Source organism: Mesorhizobium sp. P2_E6, assembly GCF_056403835.1.
Genome location: NZ_JBFUEQ010000001.1, coordinates 170,445 through 189,265, shown reverse-complemented (window position 1 = coordinate 189,265; position 18,821 = coordinate 170,445). Strand labels below are relative to the sequence as shown.

At 63.8% G+C, this 18,821-nt stretch carries 17 protein-coding genes; 6 read left to right on the top strand and 11 right to left on the bottom strand.

The features are described from left to right. Positions 1-18 precede the first annotated feature (18 nt). From AC1D08_RS00875 to AC1D08_RS00850, 6 genes are read right to left on the bottom strand one after another with little or no spacing between them, the layout of a single operon-like run. On the bottom strand, positions 19-1,041 hold the full coding sequence (locus AC1D08_RS00875; protein WP_457151798.1) for a phosphotransferase enzyme family protein: 1,023 nt from the start codon (positions 1,039-1,041) through the stop codon (positions 19-21). Then, on the bottom strand, positions 1,038-2,360 hold the full coding sequence (locus AC1D08_RS00870) for an aminotransferase class III-fold pyridoxal phosphate-dependent enzyme (RefSeq protein WP_457151797.1): 1,323 nt from the start codon (positions 2,358-2,360) through the stop codon (positions 1,038-1,040). The genes AC1D08_RS00875 and AC1D08_RS00870 overlap by 4 nt, the downstream gene beginning before the upstream one ends. Positions 2,361-2,389: 29 nt before the next feature. Further along, positions 2,390-3,739 (bottom strand): aminotransferase class III-fold pyridoxal phosphate-dependent enzyme, encoded by a 1,350-nt coding sequence (locus tag AC1D08_RS00865; RefSeq protein ID WP_457151796.1) that lies wholly within the window; start codon positions 3,737-3,739, stop codon positions 2,390-2,392. Between the two features lie 19 nt (positions 3,740-3,758). Continuing rightward, a complete protein-coding gene (locus AC1D08_RS00860; protein ID WP_457151801.1) occupies positions 3,759-4,415 on the bottom strand; it encodes an HAD-IA family hydrolase in 657 nt (218 codons plus the stop codon). Between the two features lie 8 nt (positions 4,416-4,423). After that, the gene (locus AC1D08_RS00855) at positions 4,424-5,710 is read right to left on the bottom strand and encodes a Tm-1-like ATP-binding domain-containing protein (protein ID WP_457151795.1); all 1,287 of its coding nucleotides are present in this window, start codon (positions 5,708-5,710) and stop codon (positions 4,424-4,426) included. After that, positions 5,710-6,480: an IclR family transcriptional regulator gene (locus AC1D08_RS00850; protein WP_457151794.1), complete on the bottom strand. Its 771-nt coding sequence runs from the start codon at positions 6,478-6,480 to the stop codon at positions 5,710-5,712. Before AC1D08_RS00850 ends, AC1D08_RS00855 begins: the two co-directional genes overlap by 1 nt. Before the next feature lie 169 nt (positions 6,481-6,649). On the opposite strand from AC1D08_RS00850, the gene AC1D08_RS00845 reads away from it, so the two are divergent. The 5 genes from AC1D08_RS00845 (at position 6,650) to AC1D08_RS00825 (ending at position 12,564) form a co-directional block, all read left to right on the top strand. Beyond that, positions 6,650-8,098, top strand: a complete 1,449-nt coding sequence (locus tag AC1D08_RS00845) for an APC family permease (protein ID WP_477422400.1) — start codon at positions 6,650-6,652, stop codon at positions 8,096-8,098. A gap of 59 nt (positions 8,099-8,157) precedes the next feature. Continuing rightward, positions 8,158-9,645 (top strand): aldehyde dehydrogenase, encoded by a 1,488-nt coding sequence (locus tag AC1D08_RS00840; RefSeq protein ID WP_457151792.1) that lies wholly within the window; start codon positions 8,158-8,160, stop codon positions 9,643-9,645. Positions 9,646-9,895: 250 nt separating this feature from the next. Beyond that, complete coding sequence (locus AC1D08_RS00835; RefSeq protein ID WP_457151791.1) at positions 9,896-10,750, top strand: MetQ/NlpA family lipoprotein; 855 nt, start codon at positions 9,896-9,898, stop codon at positions 10,748-10,750. A gap of 88 nt (positions 10,751-10,838) precedes the next feature. After that, positions 10,839-11,927, top strand: a complete 1,089-nt coding sequence (locus tag AC1D08_RS00830; protein ID WP_457151790.1) for a methionine ABC transporter ATP-binding protein — start codon at positions 10,839-10,841, stop codon at positions 11,925-11,927. Next, positions 11,908-12,564: a methionine ABC transporter permease gene (locus AC1D08_RS00825; RefSeq protein WP_127266743.1), complete on the top strand. Its 657-nt coding sequence runs from the start codon at positions 11,908-11,910 to the stop codon at positions 12,562-12,564. Before AC1D08_RS00830 ends, AC1D08_RS00825 begins: the two co-directional genes overlap by 20 nt. 124 nt (positions 12,565-12,688) lie before the next feature. Here AC1D08_RS00825 and AC1D08_RS00820 read toward each other — a convergent pair whose 3' ends face one another. After that, positions 12,689-12,895, bottom strand: a complete 207-nt coding sequence (locus AC1D08_RS00820; protein ID WP_457151789.1) for a hypothetical protein — start codon at positions 12,893-12,895, stop codon at positions 12,689-12,691. Positions 12,896-13,012: 117 nt separating this feature from the next. Here AC1D08_RS00820 and AC1D08_RS00815 point away from each other — a divergent pair, with 117 nt between their 5' ends. Further along, positions 13,013-14,917 (top strand): BTAD domain-containing putative transcriptional regulator, encoded by a 1,905-nt coding sequence (locus AC1D08_RS00815; protein WP_477422397.1) that lies wholly within the window; start codon positions 13,013-13,015, stop codon positions 14,915-14,917. 80 nt (positions 14,918-14,997) lie between these two features. On the opposite strand, the gene AC1D08_RS00810 is transcribed toward AC1D08_RS00815, so the two are convergent. From AC1D08_RS00810 to AC1D08_RS00795, 4 genes are all read right to left on the bottom strand, one after another. Continuing rightward, on the bottom strand, positions 14,998-15,540 hold the full coding sequence (locus tag AC1D08_RS00810) for a glycine cleavage T C-terminal barrel domain-containing protein (protein ID WP_457155178.1): 543 nt from the start codon (positions 15,538-15,540) through the stop codon (positions 14,998-15,000). After that, positions 15,537-16,112, bottom strand: a complete 576-nt coding sequence (locus AC1D08_RS00805; RefSeq protein WP_477422395.1) for a hypothetical protein — start codon at positions 16,110-16,112, stop codon at positions 15,537-15,539. Before AC1D08_RS00805 ends, AC1D08_RS00810 begins: the two co-directional genes overlap by 4 nt. A gap of 68 nt (positions 16,113-16,180) precedes the next feature. After that, a complete protein-coding gene (locus AC1D08_RS00800) occupies positions 16,181-16,957 on the bottom strand; it encodes an ABC transporter substrate-binding protein (RefSeq protein WP_457150539.1) in 777 nt (258 codons plus the stop codon). Between the two features lie 115 nt (positions 16,958-17,072). Next, positions 17,073-18,815 carry a hydantoinase B/oxoprolinase family protein gene (locus AC1D08_RS00795; protein WP_457150541.1) on the bottom strand — a complete coding sequence of 581 codons (1,743 nt, stop codon included), beginning with the start codon at positions 18,813-18,815 and terminating at the stop codon, positions 17,073-17,075. Positions 18,816-18,821: the final 6 nt, after the last annotated feature.

Genomic DNA, 18,821 nt, shown 5'->3' with positions numbered 1-18,821 from the left:
CCGGCAGGCCAGCGCCGGTCACTCACCATGCAGATAGTCGATCACCACATCGGCTGCGATGGCCGACATGCGCATGCCGACATCCCTGGTGATGTCGCCTTCGACGCGGCTCTGCACCCAGCCGAGGAAGGCGAAAGCGCGCAACGCTGAAAACAGCGGCAGTGCGGCGATGTCCTGCGCCGTCAGTCCCCGCAACTGCCGATAACCGTCGAGCAGGGCGGCCTCGATCAGCGGATGGATCGCCTCCTCGCGGTTCTGGTAGAGGGCAACGGCAAGATCGTACATGTGCCAGCCATAGCCGCAATCGTCGAAATCGATGATGCGGATCGCGCCGTCGTGGACGAGCACGTTCTCGCGCACCAGATCGGCATGGATGATGCCGAAATTACGGGCGCTGCGTTCATGCTCCGAGAGCGCCTTCACGGCCTTGTCCCGCGCCTGGAAAACCAGCTCGCGGCGAAGACGGTCGAGGAAGGGCGAGGTCTCGAAGCGGCCCCAGGTCGGGGCCGGGCCGAAGAAGCCGTCGAAATCCCAGGCATGGCGGGTAAAGCCGGCGGGCGGCGTCCAGGCGGCGGTGACATTGTGCATATGCGCGATGGTTCGCCCGATCGCGGTGAAGACCTGCCTTGCCTGCTCGGGCGTGTAATCCAGCGGCACGCCTCGCGCCCCAACGGCGCGGCCTTCCAGCCAGCTGAGACAGTCGACCTGGCGAGGCGGCGCCGATGTGCCGGTATCGACCGGCACGAACAGGTCGCCGCTCAGCGCCGCGAGCGGAGACGGCGTGGCGACGCCGGCCGACTGCAGGAAGGACATCCATTGCAGTTCCGAGCGCAGCGCGGCGTCAGAATGATAGCCAAGCCGGTGAACGCGCATGGCTGCCGGTTGTCCATCCGGCAGGCGAACCCGAAACACTGCGTTCTCGCGGAATTTCAGCAGCTCTGGCTCACCGACGCGGATGCCCCAATGCTGGAGCGCGCGCCGCGCCAGTTCAGTGACGGTGGCGGCATCTTCCGGTTCGGACGGTACGGAAACAGCGTTCACGCCGGCACTCCGCCGACTTCGTCCAGCACCTCGTCGAGCGTGCCGATCAGGAAGGCGGCATCGTCGCGGGAAAACGGCATGGGCGGACGGATCTTCAGCACATTGCCGTGGATGCCGGTCTTGCCCATCAGCACACCGCGATGGCGCATCCGGTTGGCAACTTGCTCGGCAAGGTCTGATGCCGGCTCGCGCGTCTTGCGGTCGTGAACCAGCTCGGCGCCGAAAAACAGTCCGGCGCCCCTGACCTCGCCGATGCATTCGTGGCGTTCGGCCAGCGGGCGCAGCAGGCCCTGCGCATAGGCGCCGACATCGCGTGCGTTGGCGGCAAGATCTTCCTGCTCCAGAACATCGAGAACGGCATTCGCCACCACGCAGGATACCGGGTTGCCGCCAAAAGTGTTGAAGTAGCGGAAAGCGTCGCGGAAGGTCGCCAGGATCTCCCTGGTGGTGACCACGGCGGCGACCGGGTGGCCGTTGCCCATCGGCTTGCCCATGGTGACGATGTCGGGAACGAAGCCGGCGCGCTGATGGCCCCAGAAATGGCTGCCGGTGCGGCCGAATCCCGGCTGCACCTCGTCGGCGATGACCAGGCCGCCGGCTTCGCGCACCGCGCGCAGCGCGTCATCGAAGAATCCGGACGGCAGCACCGGAAAGCCTTCGTTGGCGAGCAGCGGACACAGGATGATGCCGGACAGGCCGATGCCGTCCTGCTCGAGCGAGGCGATCGCTTCGCGCACGGCGCCGCCAAAGGCCTTGCCGTTGGCCATCGCATCCGGATGGCGATAGCTGTCGGGCGCCGGCACCAGCTTGACATGGCGGGCGCGGCCACCGACCGGCGGCATGCGCGTGCTGAGCTGCGAAACCGCTGCCGTGTTGCCGTGATAGGTGGCGTCGGTGGCGATGATGCCCATGCGGCCGGTGGCGGCCTGCGCCATGCGCAACGCGATGTCGTTGGCTTCGCTGCCGGTGCAGGTGAGGATGGCGGTGGACAGGGTGGCATCGAAAGTCGCGGTCAGCCGCTCGACATAGTCGAGGATGGCGGTGTGCAGATAGCGCGTGTGGGTGTTGAGCAGGCTTGCCTGCCGGCACAGGGCCTCGACTACATGCGGATGGCAATGGCCGACATGCGCGACATTGTTGTAGGCATCGAGATATTTGCGGCCGTCGGCGTCATAGAGCCAGACGCCTTCGCCGCGCACCAGATGCACGGGCTTGTCATAGAACAATTGCGATTTCGCGCCGAGTAGCTGGGAACGCCGGCTAACCAGCGCCTCAGCACCCTCATTTTGCTGCCCCACTTTTTCCTGCGAATAAGCCATTTGCGTTCCGAAACTCCGTTGTAGCCGCGTCAGACCTTCGACAGGCCTGCGTCCAGTGCTTCGCCGATCTTCACAACATCGGCGGCGCTGATGATCAGCGGCGGCGACAGGATGATGTTGTTGCCCGAAACGCGCAGCATGACGCCGGCTTCGTAGGCCGCCTCCGAAACCACGGCCATGGTCTTCTTGTCGGTCGGCTTCTTGGTGGCGCGATCCGAGACCAGTTCAAGCGCCGCCATCAGGCCCTTGTACCTGACATCGCCGACGATGGCGTGTCGGGCCTTCAGCCCTTCCAGCACAGATGCCAGTTCGATGCCCCGCGCGGCCGCGTTCTCGTTCAGGCGAAGCCGTTTGGTTTCGGCAAGCGCCGCCAGCCCGGCCGCGCAGCCGACCGGATGGCCGGAATAGGTGTAGCCGTGGCCGATCGAACCGAAGCTGGTTTTGTCGGCTTCAAAAACGTCTGCAACCTTTGCGCCGATCAGGGTGGCGCCGAGCGGAAAATAGCCGGAGGTGATCGCCTTGGCGATGGTCATGAAATCCGGCTTCACGCCCGACAGCCTGGAGCCCGACCATGCGCCCGAGCGGCCGAAGCCCGTGACCACTTCGTCGGCGATCAAAAGGATCTCGTGGCGGTCGCAGATCTCGCGCACCAGCGGCATGAAGCTCTCATGCGGAACGATGACGCCGCCGGCGCCGAGAACCGGTTCCATGATGAAGGCGCCGATGGTGTCACCGCCCTGGAAGGCGATCTCGTCCTCCAGCGCCTTGGCGCACAGTTTCGCCAACCGCGCCGGGTCGGTCTCGTCGAACGGGTTGCGGAAGGTCCACGGCGCCGGGATGTGGAAGACACCGGGCAGCAGCGGCTCGTAGTTGCGGCGGAAATTGGCGTTGCCGTTGACCGAGGCGCCGCCGAAATGGGTGCCGTGGTAGCCCTTCTTCAGCGCGAGGAATTTGGTGCGGTCGCCCTGGCCGCGAATCTTCCAGTATTGCCGGGCCAGCCGTAGCGCGGTTTCGACCGAGTCCGAGCCGCCCGAGGTGAAGAAGGTCCGCACCATGCCCTCCGGCTCGAACCATTCACTGAGCTCGTAGGCGAGCTCAATCGACGGTCCGGTCGAGGTGCCGCGGAAGCCGGAATAGTAGGGAAGCGCAGTGAGCTGGTCCGCGATTGCCTTTTTGATCGGGTCGCAGCTGTAGCCGAGATTGACGTTCCACAGGCCGCCGACGGCGTCGAGCACGCTTCTGCCATCGATGTCGGTGACGGTGACCCCCTCGCCCTTCATGATGATCTTCGGCGGATTTGCCCGCATCTCGGCCGGATGCGCCATCGGATGCCAAATCGGCTTGGCGTTTGTCTCGGTGAGGAAATTGATGTCGCGCATGGCAGGCTCCGCAAATGGTCTAGGCAGCTGGGACGAGGTCAAAATGGCCGAGGGCTTCGGCATAGGAAAGTGCTGGCCGTGCAACGTCGAAATGAACGGTGTGCATGCCGGCAGCGCGACCGCCATCGACATTGCGCTGCTGGTCGTCGACGAAGACGCAAGACTCGGCAGGCAGGCCGAGCGCCTCGGTGACGAAGGCATAGGCGCGAGGGTCGGGTTTGAGGATACCGGTATAGGTGGCGTCGACTATGATGTCGAACAGGCCGAGCAGCGGCAGCCGCCGGCGGAAGTCGGCGCCGTAGAAGAGGTCGAGCTCGTTGGACAGGATGGCCAGCCGAAAGCCCGCCGCGTGGACGGCGCGGATGGCGCTGTCGGCCTCGGGCCGCACCACCTTTTGCGGCTCCGCGCCGCGCGCACGCTGGACGAAGGTCTCCATCGCCTGCCAGTCCTCGCCGACGAGCCGGCCGACTTCGCTTGTGCGGGTACGCCAGTAGTCGCGCTCGCTGATCTCGTCGGCCTGCATCGCGCGCCAGAGCGGATCGCTGTCCGGATCGAACGGCCCGCGCCATTGCAGCGTGCCTAGCTTTAGGCCGAGCGCCAGTTCGGTCAAGGCATGGGTCTCGAACAGCGTCCGGGTGACGACACCGCCGAAATCCAGGACCAGCGCCTGGGCCAAAGGAACGCTCAAGCGGCTTCTCCCTTGGCTGGTGCACCGCGCGGAACAATGCCTTCCTCGACCCATCGGTCGAAGATCTCGAGCGCCTTGCCGACGAAGTCGTCACTGTTGATGTGGGCGTCGATCTCGTGGAACTCCACACCAACAGGCATGGCCTTGCGCATTTCGTCGGCGAAGGCGGCGAGAGCCTCCGGCTCGTAGAGCGGCTCGCCCGGCATGTCCCATTCCTGGATGCCGCCGGAGGGCAGGATGAAGGCGGCGCGCCCTTTCGCCGCGCCGAGCTTGGCGGCGATGGTCCTGGCGACCTGGCGGCGATCGTTGGCATCGACGGTGACCGAACCGATCAGCCTGTTATGAGCGTGGAACGGGCGTTGCGCAAATTTAGCCGGCAATTCCTGCCAGGTCGGCAGGTCGACCATGTCGACGGCTCCGGGCGCCGCGATCTGCGGAATGCCGCGGGCGCCGGCATTCTCCAGCCGGTCGATGCCGGAACTGACGACGGAGCCGGCGAGATGGTTGGTGATTTCCTGCAGGCTGAAGTCGAACACCGCGCAGAAATGGCCTTGCCCGGCAATCGATTCGAAGGCGCGGCCGCCCATTCCGGTGGTGTGGAAGACGGCGACATCATAACCACGCTGCTCCAGCGCAGGCTTCAGCGTCTTCATGTAGCGCAGGCAGCTGCTGCCGAGCGAGGTCATGCCGATGGTTGGGCCGGTGGCGGGAGCCGTGGCGCGCGACGCCAGCATGATCCTGGCCGCACCGACAACCGCGCCGCAGGCCTGCGAGAGAACCGCCTTGCAGATGCTGTTGAGGCCATAAAGCCCACCCGCCCAGAGGATCATCATCAGGTCGGGCGCGACGCGTTCGGGTGGGATGAGGTGCGAATAGGCTATGGTCGAGACAACGATTTTCGGCACGCCGAGCGGCAGGCAAAGCGCCACGTCGAGCGCCAGGTCGGTTCCCATCGAGCCGCCGATGGCGATGAAGCCGTCGATCTCGCCGGATTGATAAAGCTTGCGCGCCAGCTGCACGGCGCCGCCGGCCATCAGCGTCATGGCGGTGTTCTCGTCGCCGCTCGAAACGATCTCGGCGATCGTCACATCCACGGCGCGGGCAACGGCATGCTTGTCGTGATCCGGGCTGTACGGCGGGTCGCCCAGCACGCTGACATCCATCATCACCGCGCGGCCACCCGATGCCTCGATGCACTGCTTCATAAACCCGAGCTCGTCGGCCTTGGTGTCACCGGTGCCGATGACGAGGATTCGGGGCACTGTTGCCGTCTCTGCCGACATCACGCCTGCCTCCTCAGCGTTTGCAGGTTTTCGCCATTGAGGCGCATCGAAATCTCCCGTGCCGCGGCCATCACCGCAAGTCCCCGTTCCGCGATCGCCGCCGGCGTCGTCCTGGCATTCGGCGCGGCCACCGCGATGGTGCCGAGCGCAAAGCCGTCCGCCGCGCGGATTGCAGCCGCGACGCTGATCACCCCTTCCTCGAAACCCTGGTCGCAGATCGAATAGCCGCGATCGCGCGTCTCGGCGATGGATGTGGAGATGGCGGCCGGATCGATCAACGTATGCGTCGTGAAGGCCTTGAGGGAGCCCGTCAGGCATGCCTTGACGGTGTCGTCGCGGGCGAAGGCCAGATAGGCGATGCCGGAGGCGGTGGAGTGCAGCGGCAGAAGCTGGCCGATATCGATATTGACCCGGTTTGCCCAGGCCGGATGCTCGACATGGACGGTGACCAGCGCATCGACGCCGAATTCCGACAGATGCACGGTCTCGGCTGTGGACGCCGCGAGATCCCGCACCAGGGGAACCGCTGTCTGCAGGAAGGGAAAGCGCGCCTCGCGGATGCGGGCCAGACGCGACAGGCCAGCGCCGAGGCGATAGTGCCGCGTGGCGGCATCCTGTTCGACGAAGCCATGGCCGGTCAACGCCACCAGCAGCCGTCGCGTCGTCGCCTTGTCGAAGCCCGACCGGCGCGCCAGATCCGACAGCCCGAGTTCGGGCTCGTCGACGGTGAACAGCTCCAGAAGTGAGATCGCCTTGCCGACCGTACCCAACTTCGCCTCCTTCGACTAATCATTTAACGTGTGAATTAACTTGACAGGCATCGACTTTGTTTGCAAGTCTATATTCGAAATAAGGGTTCAAATAATGAACCGATATCCAGAGCAGATGGAACAGGCCGATTGGCCGGCGGACCGAAGGGTTCGCACACAGGAGGGACCAATGTCAGCAGTTACGGAGCGGGCGCCGGCCAACAGGCTGCGCAAGAACAGTCTTGGCGTCGGCGCCATCACCTTCATGGTGATTTCGGCGGCGGCACCCCTTACAGCGGTAGCCGGCGGCACACCGCTCGGCATGTTGATGGGCAACGGCGCCGGCTTTGCCGGCACCTATCTCATCGTGACCATCCTGCTGCTCTTGTTTGCGGTCGGCTATGTGACGATGTCGCGTCACGTCGGCAATGCCGGCGCCTTCTACGCCTATGCGGCGCGTGGACTCGGCGGCCTGGCTGGCGGCGCCACGGCGCTGATCGCCATCCTGTCCTACAATGCCATGCAGATCGGCGTCATGGGCCTGCTCGGCGCGGCGACGGCCGGATTGTTTGCCGGCTGGGGCATCAATTTGCCCTGGTGGGTATGGAGTTTCATCGCCATCGCGCTGGTCGCCGTGCTCGGCTTTCGCCAAGTCGACCTGTCGGCCAAGATCCTAACGGTGCTGGTCCTGTGCGAATATCTGGTGGTGCTGGTCCTCGACATCGCCATCCTCAAGACCGGCGGCGATAGCGGGCTGTCGGCGGCGCCGTTCAGCTGGAGCCAGATCACATCAGGTGCACCGGCCATCGCCATCCTGTTCTGCTTTGCCGCCTTCATCGGTTTCGAGGCGACGACCATCTATGCCGAGGAAGCCCGCGACCCCGAGGTCACGGTTCCGCGCGCCACCTATTTCTCCGTGCTGCTGATCGGCGTCTTCTACATGTTCACGGCATGGCTGATGGCGGTCGGCGCCGGTGTCGACAAGCTGCTGCCGGCGCTGCAGGGACTGCAGGACCCGACGACCTTCCTGTTCGGCCTGTCCGACCGTTACGCCGGAACGATGCTGTCGCATGCGATGAGCATCCTGTTCGTGTCGAGCCTGTTTGCCGGCGTGCTGGCGTTCCACAATGCGGTTGCCCGCTACATCTACGTCTCGGGCCGCGAAAAGCTTCTGCCGCAGACGATCGGCGTGACCCATTCGGTGCATCAGAGCCCGCATGTCGCGTCAGTCATCCAGAGCGCGCTGGCGGCAATCGTCGTCGGGCTGTTCGCCGTGCTCGGCCTCGATCCGGTGCTGGCGCTGTTTTCGTGGCTGACCAATGTCGCAACGCTCGGCGTCATCGTCATGATGGCGGTGGCGTCGCTCGCCGTGGTGATGTTCTTCCGCGCCAATCCAGCCGCCCGGGAGAATGCGCTGAAGACCACCATCCTGCCCGGGCTGACCTTCATCGCCTTCGTCGTCATCATCTACCTGATCGTCATCAATTTCGGCAGCCTGTCAGGCGCCGGCGGCTTCCTTGGCGTGTTCCTGCCGGGGTTGGTGCTGATTGCTGCAATTGTCGGATTGCTGCTGGCAAGCGCGCTGAAGAGCCGCGATCCGGTCGCCTTCGAAAATCTCGGTCAGCCGTTGAAAGACTGAGCGCGGGGGCGGCGCATCATGCCGCCCACCACTGCATGTTTCCTTGAAGTGAGAAGACAATGATCAGCCAGAATGCCATCGACGCGCTGCGCAAGACGGAGATCGGGGCGCGGCGCCTGTTCATCGATGGCGCACAGATCGATGGCATGAGCGGCGCGAGCCTGCCGGTGACGTCGCCGATCGACGGCCGTCCCTTCGCCAGCATAGCCGACGGCAATGCCGCCGACATCGACCGTGCCGTCAGGTCGGCGCGCAAGGCATTCGAGAAAGGTTCGTGGTCGCGCTCGGCACCCGCCTTCCGCAAGAAGGTGCTGACAAGACTTGCCGAGCTGGTCGAAAAGCATGCCGACGAACTGGCCGTGCTCGGCGTCCGCGACAACGGCACCGAAATCGGCATGGCCTACAAGGCCGAACCGCTGTCGGCGGCAGGCACCATCCGTTACTATGCCGAGGCGATCGACAAGATCTATGGCGAGATCGCGCCGACGGCCGAGAACGTGCTCGGGCTGATCCACAAGGAGCCGCTCGGCGTCGTCGGCGTCATCATGCCGTGGAACTTTCCGCTGATGATCGGCGCCTGGAAGATCGCGCCCGCGCTCGCCGCCGGCAATTGCGTGGTGGTCAAGCCGCCGGAGATCGCTTCGCTGACGCTGCTGCGGCTGGCTGAATTGGCAAGCGAGGCCGGACTTCCGGCCGGTGTGCTCAACGTCGTCACCGGGCGCGGCGCGGTCACCGGTGAAGCGCTCGGCCTGCATATGGATGTCGACGCCATCGCCTTCACCGGGTCGGCGCCTGTCGGCCGGCGGCTGCTCGAATATTCCGCGCGTTCCAATTTGAAGCGGGTCTTCCTCGAACTCGGCGGCAAGTCGCCCAACATCGTCTTTGCCGACGCCCCGGACCTGAAGCAGGCGGCGGTCGTCTCGGCCAATGGCATCTTCCGCAATTCCGGCCAGGTTTGTGTCGCCGGCTCGCGCCTGCTCGTCCAGGCATCCGTCTATGACCGTTTCATGGGCGAGCTGCTCTTGGCGACCACGCGGCTGAAGGTCGGCGATCCGCTCGATCTCTCAAGCGACGTCGGCGCGGTGTCGAGCTCCGAACAGCTGGACAAGAATCTCGGCTTCGTCGAGCGGGCGCAAGCCGAAGGCGCCCGGCTGGTCACCGGCGGCGAACGGATACTTGCCGAGACCGGCGGCAGCTACATGGCACCGACGATCTTCGAAAACGTGACGCAGGACATGCAGCTTGCCCGCGAGGAGGTGTTCGGTCCGGTGCTCGGCGTCATGCGCTTCGAGACCGAGGAGGAGGCGGTGCGGCTTGCCAACTCGACAGTCTATGGACTTGCGGCGGCGGTCTGGACAGCCAACCTTTCCACCGCGCATCGCATGGTGCGCGCCATCAATGCCGGCGTCGTCCACGTCAACACCTATGGCGGCGCCGACATCACCGTGCCGCTCGGCGGCGTCAAGCAGTCCGGCTTCGGCCGCGACAAGTCGCTGCACGCGCTGGAGAAATATCTCGACCTGAAGACCGGCTGGATCGCTCTCTGAGACCGGCGGCAGCCGGTTCTCTTGGAATCTGCCTCCCTCTCAGGGCGCGCCGGGATCGACTGTAGGCCCCGCCGCGGTCGGTCCGGCGGCGTCTTGTGCTCACTCTCCTGAAATTTTTGAGAGAATATTCCTGGCTTTGACGAGAACGGCGAAACGCGTTCTTTGATAAAATCGATAGAATTTCTGACGATGTGCTCAAGGCTCGGCAATCCGCCTGGCTGCCATGACTTCACAACCGCAGAGATCAATCATGACTGACTCCAAAAACACTTTGCCATCTTCCCTTTGGTCAACCCTCAACCGGCGCAGTGGCCTTGCTCTGCTGTTCGCATCGGCTGTCGCCATCGGCAGCCTGATGGCGCCTCATGCGTCGTTCGCCGAGGACAAGAAGGCGATCAAGGTCGGCATCATCAGCGGCGAGGACGAGGATGTCTGGCGCGTCGTTGTCGCGCAGGCGGCCGAAAAGGGCCTCACCATCGAGACCGTGGTGTTCAACGACTATACCCAGCCCAACGAAGCGCTCGAGCGCGGCGAGATCGACGCCAACGCCTTCCAGCACCAGCCCTATCTCGACAACCAGATCAAGACACAAGGCTACCACATCGTCCGCGTCGGCTATACCGGCGTCTGGCCGATCGGTCTCTACTCGAAGAAGTACACCAAAGTCGCCGACCTGCCCGAAGGCGCGGTCATCGGCGTGCCGAACGATCCGTCCAACGAAGGCCGGGCGCTGCGCGTGCTGCAGAACGAGGGCGTGATCAAGCTGAAGGACGGCACCGGCATTCTGGCCACCACCGCCGACATCGCCGAGAACGCCAAAAAGGTGGTGATCAAGGAGCTCGACGCCGGCATCGTCGGCCGCTCGGTCGAGGATCTCGACGCCGCCGTGGTCAACACGGACTGGGCGCTGAAAAGCGGCCTGACGCCGGAAAACCGCATCGCGCAGGAGCCCATCGCCGACAATCCCTATCGCAACTTCATCGCGGTGAAGGTCGGCAATGAGAACGAGACCTGGGTGAAGACGCTGGTGGCGTCCTATCAGAACGAGGCGGTGAAGGCCGAGTTCGACAAGGTCTACAAAGGCACCGGCCTCAGCGCCTACTAGGCATATGCGGGCGCTGACATGCCTGCTTTTGCCGGGAAAGCGGTCCGCGCAACGCGCGGGCCGCAATTGTATTTCTAGGGATCCGCGCATGAACCAGCATTTTACCGCAACCGCCGAGACCACGGACCAGCCGGGCGCAACACCGCAGGACGTGGTGCGCCTTGTCGACCTGAAGCGCCGTTTTGGCGCGACAGCGGCACTCGATGGCATCTCGCTGACGGTGCGCAAGGGCGAGATCCTCGGCATCATTGGCCGCAGCGGCGCCGGCAAATCGACGCTGATCCGCTGCCTGAACGGGCTGGAGCGGCCCGATTCCGGCGAAGTCTTCATCGAAGGCCGCGAGATTAGCCGGCTCGGCGAGCGCGATCTGCAGCCGCTGCGGCGGCGCATCGGCATGATCTTCCAGCATTTCAACCTTTTGTCGGCCAAGACGGTCGAGGACAATGTGGCGCTGCCGCTGAAGATAGAGGGCCGGCCGAAGGCCGAGCGGCTGCAGCGCGCCGCCGAATTGCTTGACCTCGTCGGCCTGTCGGAGAAGGCCAAGGCCTATCCGGCGTCGCTATCGGGCGGCCAGAAGCAGCGCGTCGGCATCGCCCGGGCGCTTGCGGCGCGGCCGGCGCTGCTGCTGTCGGACGAAGCCACTTCGGCGCTCGACCCGGAGACGACACGCTCCATCCTCGCCCTGCTGAAAGACATCAACCGGCAGCTTGGACTGACCATCCTGCTGATCACCCACGAGATGGAGGTGATCCGCTCGATCGCCGACCGGGTGGCAGTGATCGATGCCGGCCGCATCGTCGAGGAAGGGCCGGTGTGGTCGGTATTTGCCGAGCCGCGCTCCGAGATCACACGCAGCCTGCTCGGCGCCATCCGGCCGCAGCTGCCCGCCGAACTGGCCGCCCGGCTGCTGCCGTCGGCCGGCACGGAGACGGTCCTGCGCGTGGACGTGGCCGGCGAGGCGGCTCGCGGCCCATTGCTGTCCGATCTCGCCACTGCTGTTCCAGGCCCCTTCCGCCTCATCCATGGCGGCATCGACCACATCCAGCAGCAGCCCGTCGGGACGCTGTTCGTTTCTGTCCCTGGCAGCGATGCAAGCCATCTCGCCGCCGTCATCAAATTCCTGAAGGCCCGCCAGGCGCGGGTGGAGGTGCTTGGCCATGTCACCAATCCTGTTTGAGCTTCTGCTTCGTTCGATCTGGGAAACCGTGCTGATGACGGCCGCGTCCGGCCTGATCTCGCTGGTCTTCGGCCTGCCGCTGGGGCTGGCGCTGATCGCCACCGAACGCGGCGGCATCGCCGAAAGCCTATGGGTGAACCGCGCGCTCGGCGCCGTCATCAACGGCTTCCGTTCGGTGCCCTTCATCATCCTTCTGGTGGCGCTGATCCCGGTGACGCGGCTGATCGTCGGCACCTCGATCGGCACGTGGGCGGCCATCGTGCCGCTGTCGATCGCCGCCACGCCCTACTATGCGCGCATCGCCGAAGTGTCGCTGCGCGAAGTCGACCGCGGGCTAATCGAGGCCGCGCGCGCCATGGGCGGCAATCGTTGGACGATCATCCGCGAGGTGCTGGTGCCCGAAGCCCTGCCCGGCATCGTCGCCGGTTTCACGGTGACGCTGGTGACGCTGATCGGCGCCTCGGCGATGGCCGGCGCCATCGGCGCCGGTGGGCTCGGCGATCTCGCCATCCGCTACGGCTACCAGCGTTTCGAGACTAGCGTCATGATCGCCGTGGTGATCGTGCTCATCATCCTGGTCTGCGGCATCCAGTGGGCCGGCGACCGGCTGGTGGCGAGGCTGGATCGGCGGGGGTGAGGACGGGGCCGACGATCTGGGTGACGTTGTCTTCCATACGAACCTATAGCGATGCTTCTGAACCACAAGGTCCGACGATCATGGCTTGGATGAGGTCTGCGTCGCGGCGTTGGGACGAAGAAGTTCAGTAGTTGCCGACGTCGTCGTCAGGTCGACGTCCGGGACTATTCGCACCAAGGCCAGTAGCCGCCCCGTAGGCCTTCCAGGTCGCAGAGGCATATGCCGCTGCTATGCTGTACAAAAATCGGCCAAGGTGGACCTTGCGCCACTTCGGCAGTTCGTTCGTGAGCGTTTCACCTGCCTTTCCCAAAACCTCGGTGACGATGGACATTGGAGTTTCCTCTCGGATGTTGTTAGTTGCGAGAGGCAACATCGAATGCGGGGCGTGAGATGCCTGTGAAAAGCTCGTGAATATCGCGGAAAAAGCAGAAATTCAGAGTACATCGCGATGAGCCCGGCGCGGCTCGATCTCCTGGGTGGTTTTCACCTGACGTCGCCGCAGGGGAAACCCTTGGAGGTGGCCGCCAAGAAGAATAGAGCACTTCTGGGCATTCTCGCCGTAGCACCGAACCAGGAGGCGACGCGTCACAAGCTGGCTGCTCTTCTTTGGAGCGATCGAGGCGAGGAGCAGGCAAGGGACAGTCTGCGGCAGGCCCTGGCCGCTATCCGCAAGGACTTTGCCGAGTTGGGAGCGGATGCCTTGGCCCTGGTCGGGGATCGTGTCGCGCTCAATCCGAAGTTCTTCACCATCGACGCGACTGAATTCGTCGCTGCATCCGCGAGCCGTGATGCGGCCGAGCTTCGGCGGGCTGCCACCCTCTATGCCGGCCCTTTTCTTGATGGCTTGAGCACGTTTGACAACGCTTTCGAGGATTGGCTTCGCGAAGTCCGTGCCGACCTGTCCTTGCGGGCAATCGATGTGTTCCAGCTTCTGGCAGAATCGGAGAGCGGCATCGAGCGCGTTGCAATTTGCGAACGGCTGGTTGCTCTTGATCCGCTGCGGGAGCCGTCACATGTCGCGTTGATGCGGGCGCATATAGCCCTGGGTCAGGCCGCGCTCGCCATCAAGCATTATGAGGCGTGCAAGCTGTTGCTGAAGCGCGAGCTGAACCTGGAGCCAGGTGACGAGCTTCGGCTATTGCGCAAGAGCATGGACGAGACGTCCAAACCGCAAACCGGTGGCGCATCAAGCCGCGGACCAGTGGTTGCAGTTCTTGCATTCGAGAATATGAGCAGCGACGCCAGCCAGGAATATTTCAGCGACGGCGTCACCGAGGACATCATCACCGAACTGGGACGATTCGGCGAACTTCATCTCATAGCGCGCAATTCCTCCTTTGTGTTCAAGGGAAAGATTGTCGACGCCGTCACCATCGCGAAGCAGTTGTCCGTCGACTACCTGCTTCGGGGCAGCATTCGCCGTGCCGGCGACAGGGTCAGGATCTCATCGCAACTCATAGAGGCCAAATCCGGCAATCAAATCTGGGCCGATCGATTCGATCGGGAGCTGACAGATATTTTTGAGCTCCAGGAGGAGATCGCCAGAAGTGTCGCTATCACCGTCGTCGGCACAATCCGAACTTCGGGTGTGGAGAAGATACGGCGCCTTCCGATCACCCAGCTCGATGCCTACGATCTGTATCTTCAGGCTCGCGTTCGGATGGTTCGCTATGACACTACTCTGGAAGCAGAGCCCTATCTTGCCAGGGCGATTGAGCTCGACCCGAATGTCGCTACCATCCATGCAATGATGGCGACCGTACTCACAAGCAAATGGCTGCTTGAGGGGGACGGGAACACGCTCACGATCGCTCTTGCCCACGGTCGCCGTGCTCTAAAACTTGAACCGAAACAGGCATGGAGCCATACAGCGGTGGGTCACACGCTCATCTTCATGGGACAGTTAGAGGAGGCGTTGCTGCATCTCGAGCAGGGTGTGAACCTTAATCCGAACGAAACCCGGGCGAGAGCAATACGGGGCTTGTGCTGGAGCTATCTCGGTCGGCATGAGGAAGCTTTGTCCGATCTGGACGTCTGTATCGCCCGTGATCCCCTGAATTACGATTGGTTCTGGGATCTACGCGGACAGGTTCTCCTGGTTCTCGGACGGTATCCTGAGGCGATAGCCTCCTACCGGAATCTCAATGCCTATGCATTTTGGGCCTATGCGTTTCTGGCGGTGTGTCATTTGAGAATGGGCGACGAGCAACTCGCCGCTCACGTAGCCAGGCAGTGTCTGGCGGCAAGGCCCGGTGCGACCGTGAGCACCATCTTGATCGATCCGTATCGTAACCCAAAAATCCTGGAGGACCTTCGGAGAGACCTGCTTGCTGTCGGCATACCCGATGGATGAATGTCGGCCTTCCGCAACGATACCCCGTTTATTCGCTAACCCAAAAGGAAAGCCCAAAGCGATTTCCGGAACAAGCCGCGCTAGGCCCTCAGCCTCTCCCCCTCAGGGTCGAAGAACGGGATTGGCGCGACGACCGCGTGGGTCGGCTTGCCGTCGATGTCGATGCTGAGTTCTGTGCCGACAGCCGTGAACGGCAGCCGCAGATGCGCGGTCGCCAGCACCTTGCCGAGGGAATAGCCGTGGTCGCTGTAGGTGACGATGCCGGCGTCCTCACCATCGGCCAGCACCCTGGCGTCGGTCGCGGCCGGCCTGTCGCCGTCGAGGATCAGCCCGACCCATTGCTCGTCCAGGCCCTTGTCGCGGACGTTGAGCAAGGCTTCGCGGCCGACGAAATCGCCCTTGTCGAATTTGATCCAGCGGTCGAGGCCGACATGGAACGGCGTGCGGGTCTCGTCCATGTCGATGCCATGCGCCGGATAGGCTTTTTCCAGTCCGAGCGTGAACATCGCCAGCACGCCATAGGGTTTCAGGCCAAAGTCACGGCCGGTTGTCATCAGCGCGTTCCAGACCGAAGCCGCCTCGTCGGCCGGCACGAACAGTTCGAAGCCGAGCTCGCCGGTCACGCCGGTGCGCGAGTCAGCACCTTCGTTTCACCAATGCGTCCCGAGGTGAACGACCAGCGCTTGAGCCCGTCCAGATCGGCATCGGCGATCAACGCCTTCAGCAGTTCGCGCGAGCGCGGCCCCTGGATGGTCGGGAAGGCGATGGCCGCGGTGATGTCGGTGACATAGGCCTTGCGCCCCTGCGCATGATGCAAAAGCCACGGCAGCATCTTGAGACGATTGACCGAGCCGGTCACCAGCATGAAATGTTCGGGCGCCAGACGGAACACGGTGAGGTCGTCCATGATGCCGCCATCCTCGCGGCAGACGGTGGAATAACGGACCTGGCCGGGCTTCATCGCCGCCGCATCGTTGACGATGACATGATTGACCAGCGCCTCGGCGTCTGGCCCCTTGATGTCCATCTTGCCCATGGTGCTGAGATCCTGCACGCCGACATTCCTGCGCGTGTTCAGGTGCTCGTCGGCAATGCCGGAATAAGTCTTGGCCGAGATGAAATCGCCACCGACCCGACCCATGGTCGCGCCTAGTCCGACGATGCTGCTGTAGAAGGGGGAGCGCCGTTCAGCCAAGAAAGTCTCCATTATTCATAGAAATCGGCAGCGCCGGACAGCGCTGCCGAAGGGAATTTCTGCCGGGATCAGCTGCCGTAAACGTCGAAGGAAAAGTATTTATCGTTGATTTCCTTGTATTTTCCGTTGGCACGCAGTGCGTCTATTGCCGCATTGAACTTGTCGGCCAGCTCCTTGTCGCCTTTCTGCAGCGCGATGCCGACGCCGGGGCCGTGAATGGCCGGGTCGGCCGTCAAGGTGCCAAGCAGCTTGCAGCAGGCGCCGTCTGGTTTCTTCAGCCACTCGGTCAGAATGATCGAGCCGTCCATCATCGCGTCGAGGCGTCCGTTGGCCATGTCGGTGCGGGCGTCATCGCCGGTCGGATAGGCCTTGACGGTCGAGCCTGAGTATTTCTGCTCGGCGAATTTCTGGTGGATGGTCGCGGTCTGCACGCCGAGCGCCTTGCCTTTTAGGTCCTCCGGCGATGTGCCTGATATGGTCGAATCCTTCGGCACCGCGATGGCCGGCGGCGTCTGGTAGTATTTGTGGGTGAACTCGACCTTCTCGGCCCGCTCCGGTGTGATGGTGATGTTGATGATCGCATCGAACTTGCCGGCCTGCAGCGCTGGGATAGAACCGTCGAAATCCTGCACGGTGAACTCGCACTCGGCCTTCATCTCAGCGCACAGCGCCTTGCCGAGGTCGATGTCGAAGCCGCCCAGCGTGCCGTCGGCATTGGCGTAGTTGAAGGGCGGATAGGCGCCCTCGGTGCCGATCCTGAGCTTCTTGTCCTGGGCGGATGCGGCACCCGTGGCGAGAACCAGGGCGACCGAGGCGGCAAGCACGAAACGACCGAAAAGACGCATGTCCGAGATCTCCGTTGACCGGAGAAGTCTACGGGCTTTCGTGACTCCGGCGGAGACGGAAACGACATGTGCTGCGGCGATCACGGCGCGCGAGCGATCCAAGCCGCCTTCAGTGTTAGCCGGCGCGCTGCTCGTCCGTCGCCTTCCGGTCAATGGCGAACTCGCCCGCCGACAGGACAACGCCGAATTTTTCGCTGGCTTCCGCTGACGTGTAGTATCCCAACGCCACATCGCGCAGCACCAGATCGGCATCGCGCTCCATCGGATCACCATAGCCGCCGCCGCCCGGCGTGCCGACGCGCACACGGTCGCCGGCCTTAAGCGCGATATCCTGCTCCTTGGACAGATGTGGCGGCACATGCTCCTCGCCATTGCGGAAGACGGTCACCGTGTTGACCGCGCCGTCCTTGCCGCCGAGGGCGCCCTGCGGGCCGAAACGGCCATGATCCATGACGAAGGAAGCGCGGGCGTCGCCGCGCAGGATCTCGACCTCATAGGCGAGGCCAAAACCACCACGCTGCTTGCCGGCGCCGCCCGAGCCTTCGCGCAAGGCGTAGTGGCGGTAGAGCACCGGAAAGGCCTGTTCCATGATCTCGACCGGCGGCGACTTGGAGATGCCGATGGTCGAGCAGCCATTGGTCAGGCCGTCATGGCCTGAATTGCCTCCATAGCCGCCGCCGGAGATCTGGTACATGACGTAGTCGCGGCCGCGCGCCGGATCGTTGCCGCCGAGCGCGAAATTGCCGCTGGATCCGGCGGGTGCCGCCGTCACCTTGTCCGGCAGCGCCTGGACCATCGCCGCGAACACCGCCTCGGCGATGCGTTGCGAGACCTCGGCTGCGCAGCCCGAGACGGGGCGCGGATATTTGGCGTCGAGGAACGTGCCCTCCGGACGCTTGACCTCAAGCGGCTCGAAAGCGCCGGCGCTGATCGGCACATCCGGGAAAATGTGGCGCATGGCGAGGTAGACCGAGGACAAGGTCGTCGCCAGCACGCTGTTCATCGGCCCAGCGCAGGGCTTTGACGAGCCGGCGAAATCGAAGGTCAGCGTGTCGCCCCGTTTCTCGACAGCCAGCGCGATGGTCAGTGGCTCGTTGACCACCCCGTCGGAATCGACAAAGGCCTTGGAATGGTAGGTGCCATTGGGGATGGCGGATATGTTGGCGCGCATCTGTTCGGCGGCCCGCCGGCGCAGTTCGGCGATCGCCTCGACAACGGTTTCGTCTCCGTAACGATCGAGGATTCCGTTAAGCCGATCCTGGCCGATCAGCAACGCGGCGGCCTGGGCGCGGATGTCGCCGATCCGCTGGTCGGCAACGCGGATGTTGGAGCAGATGATGGCGTAGATTTCGGGGTCAAGTACGCCCTTCTTGAACAGCTTGACCGGTGGCAGCCGGAGGCCTTCCTGTTCGACCGCGGTCGCGGAAGCCGAGAAACCGCCCGGCACCGAGCCGCCAATGTCAGGCCAGTGGCCGGTGTTGGACAGCCAGCAGAAAATCTTGCCAGCCCGGTAGACCGGCATGGCGAAGCGCACATCCATCAGGTGGGTGCCGCCGAGATAGGGATCGTTGACGATGTAGATGTCGCCGGGCTCCGGCGGCAGGCAGCGGCCATCGGCGATCATCTCGATCACCGTTTTGGTCGAATACTGCATGACGCCGACGAACACCGGCAGGCCCTGCGACCCCTGCGCGATCAGCGAGCCATCGACAGCCGAATAGATGCCATCGGAGCGGTCGTTGGCCTCAGCGATGACCGGCGAGAAGGCGGCGCGGGAGAAGGTCAGGTCCATCTCGTCGCAGACCTGCTGCAAGGCCGCCTGGAGGACCGAAAGGGTGATGGCGTCGAGCTTTGCCATATCAAT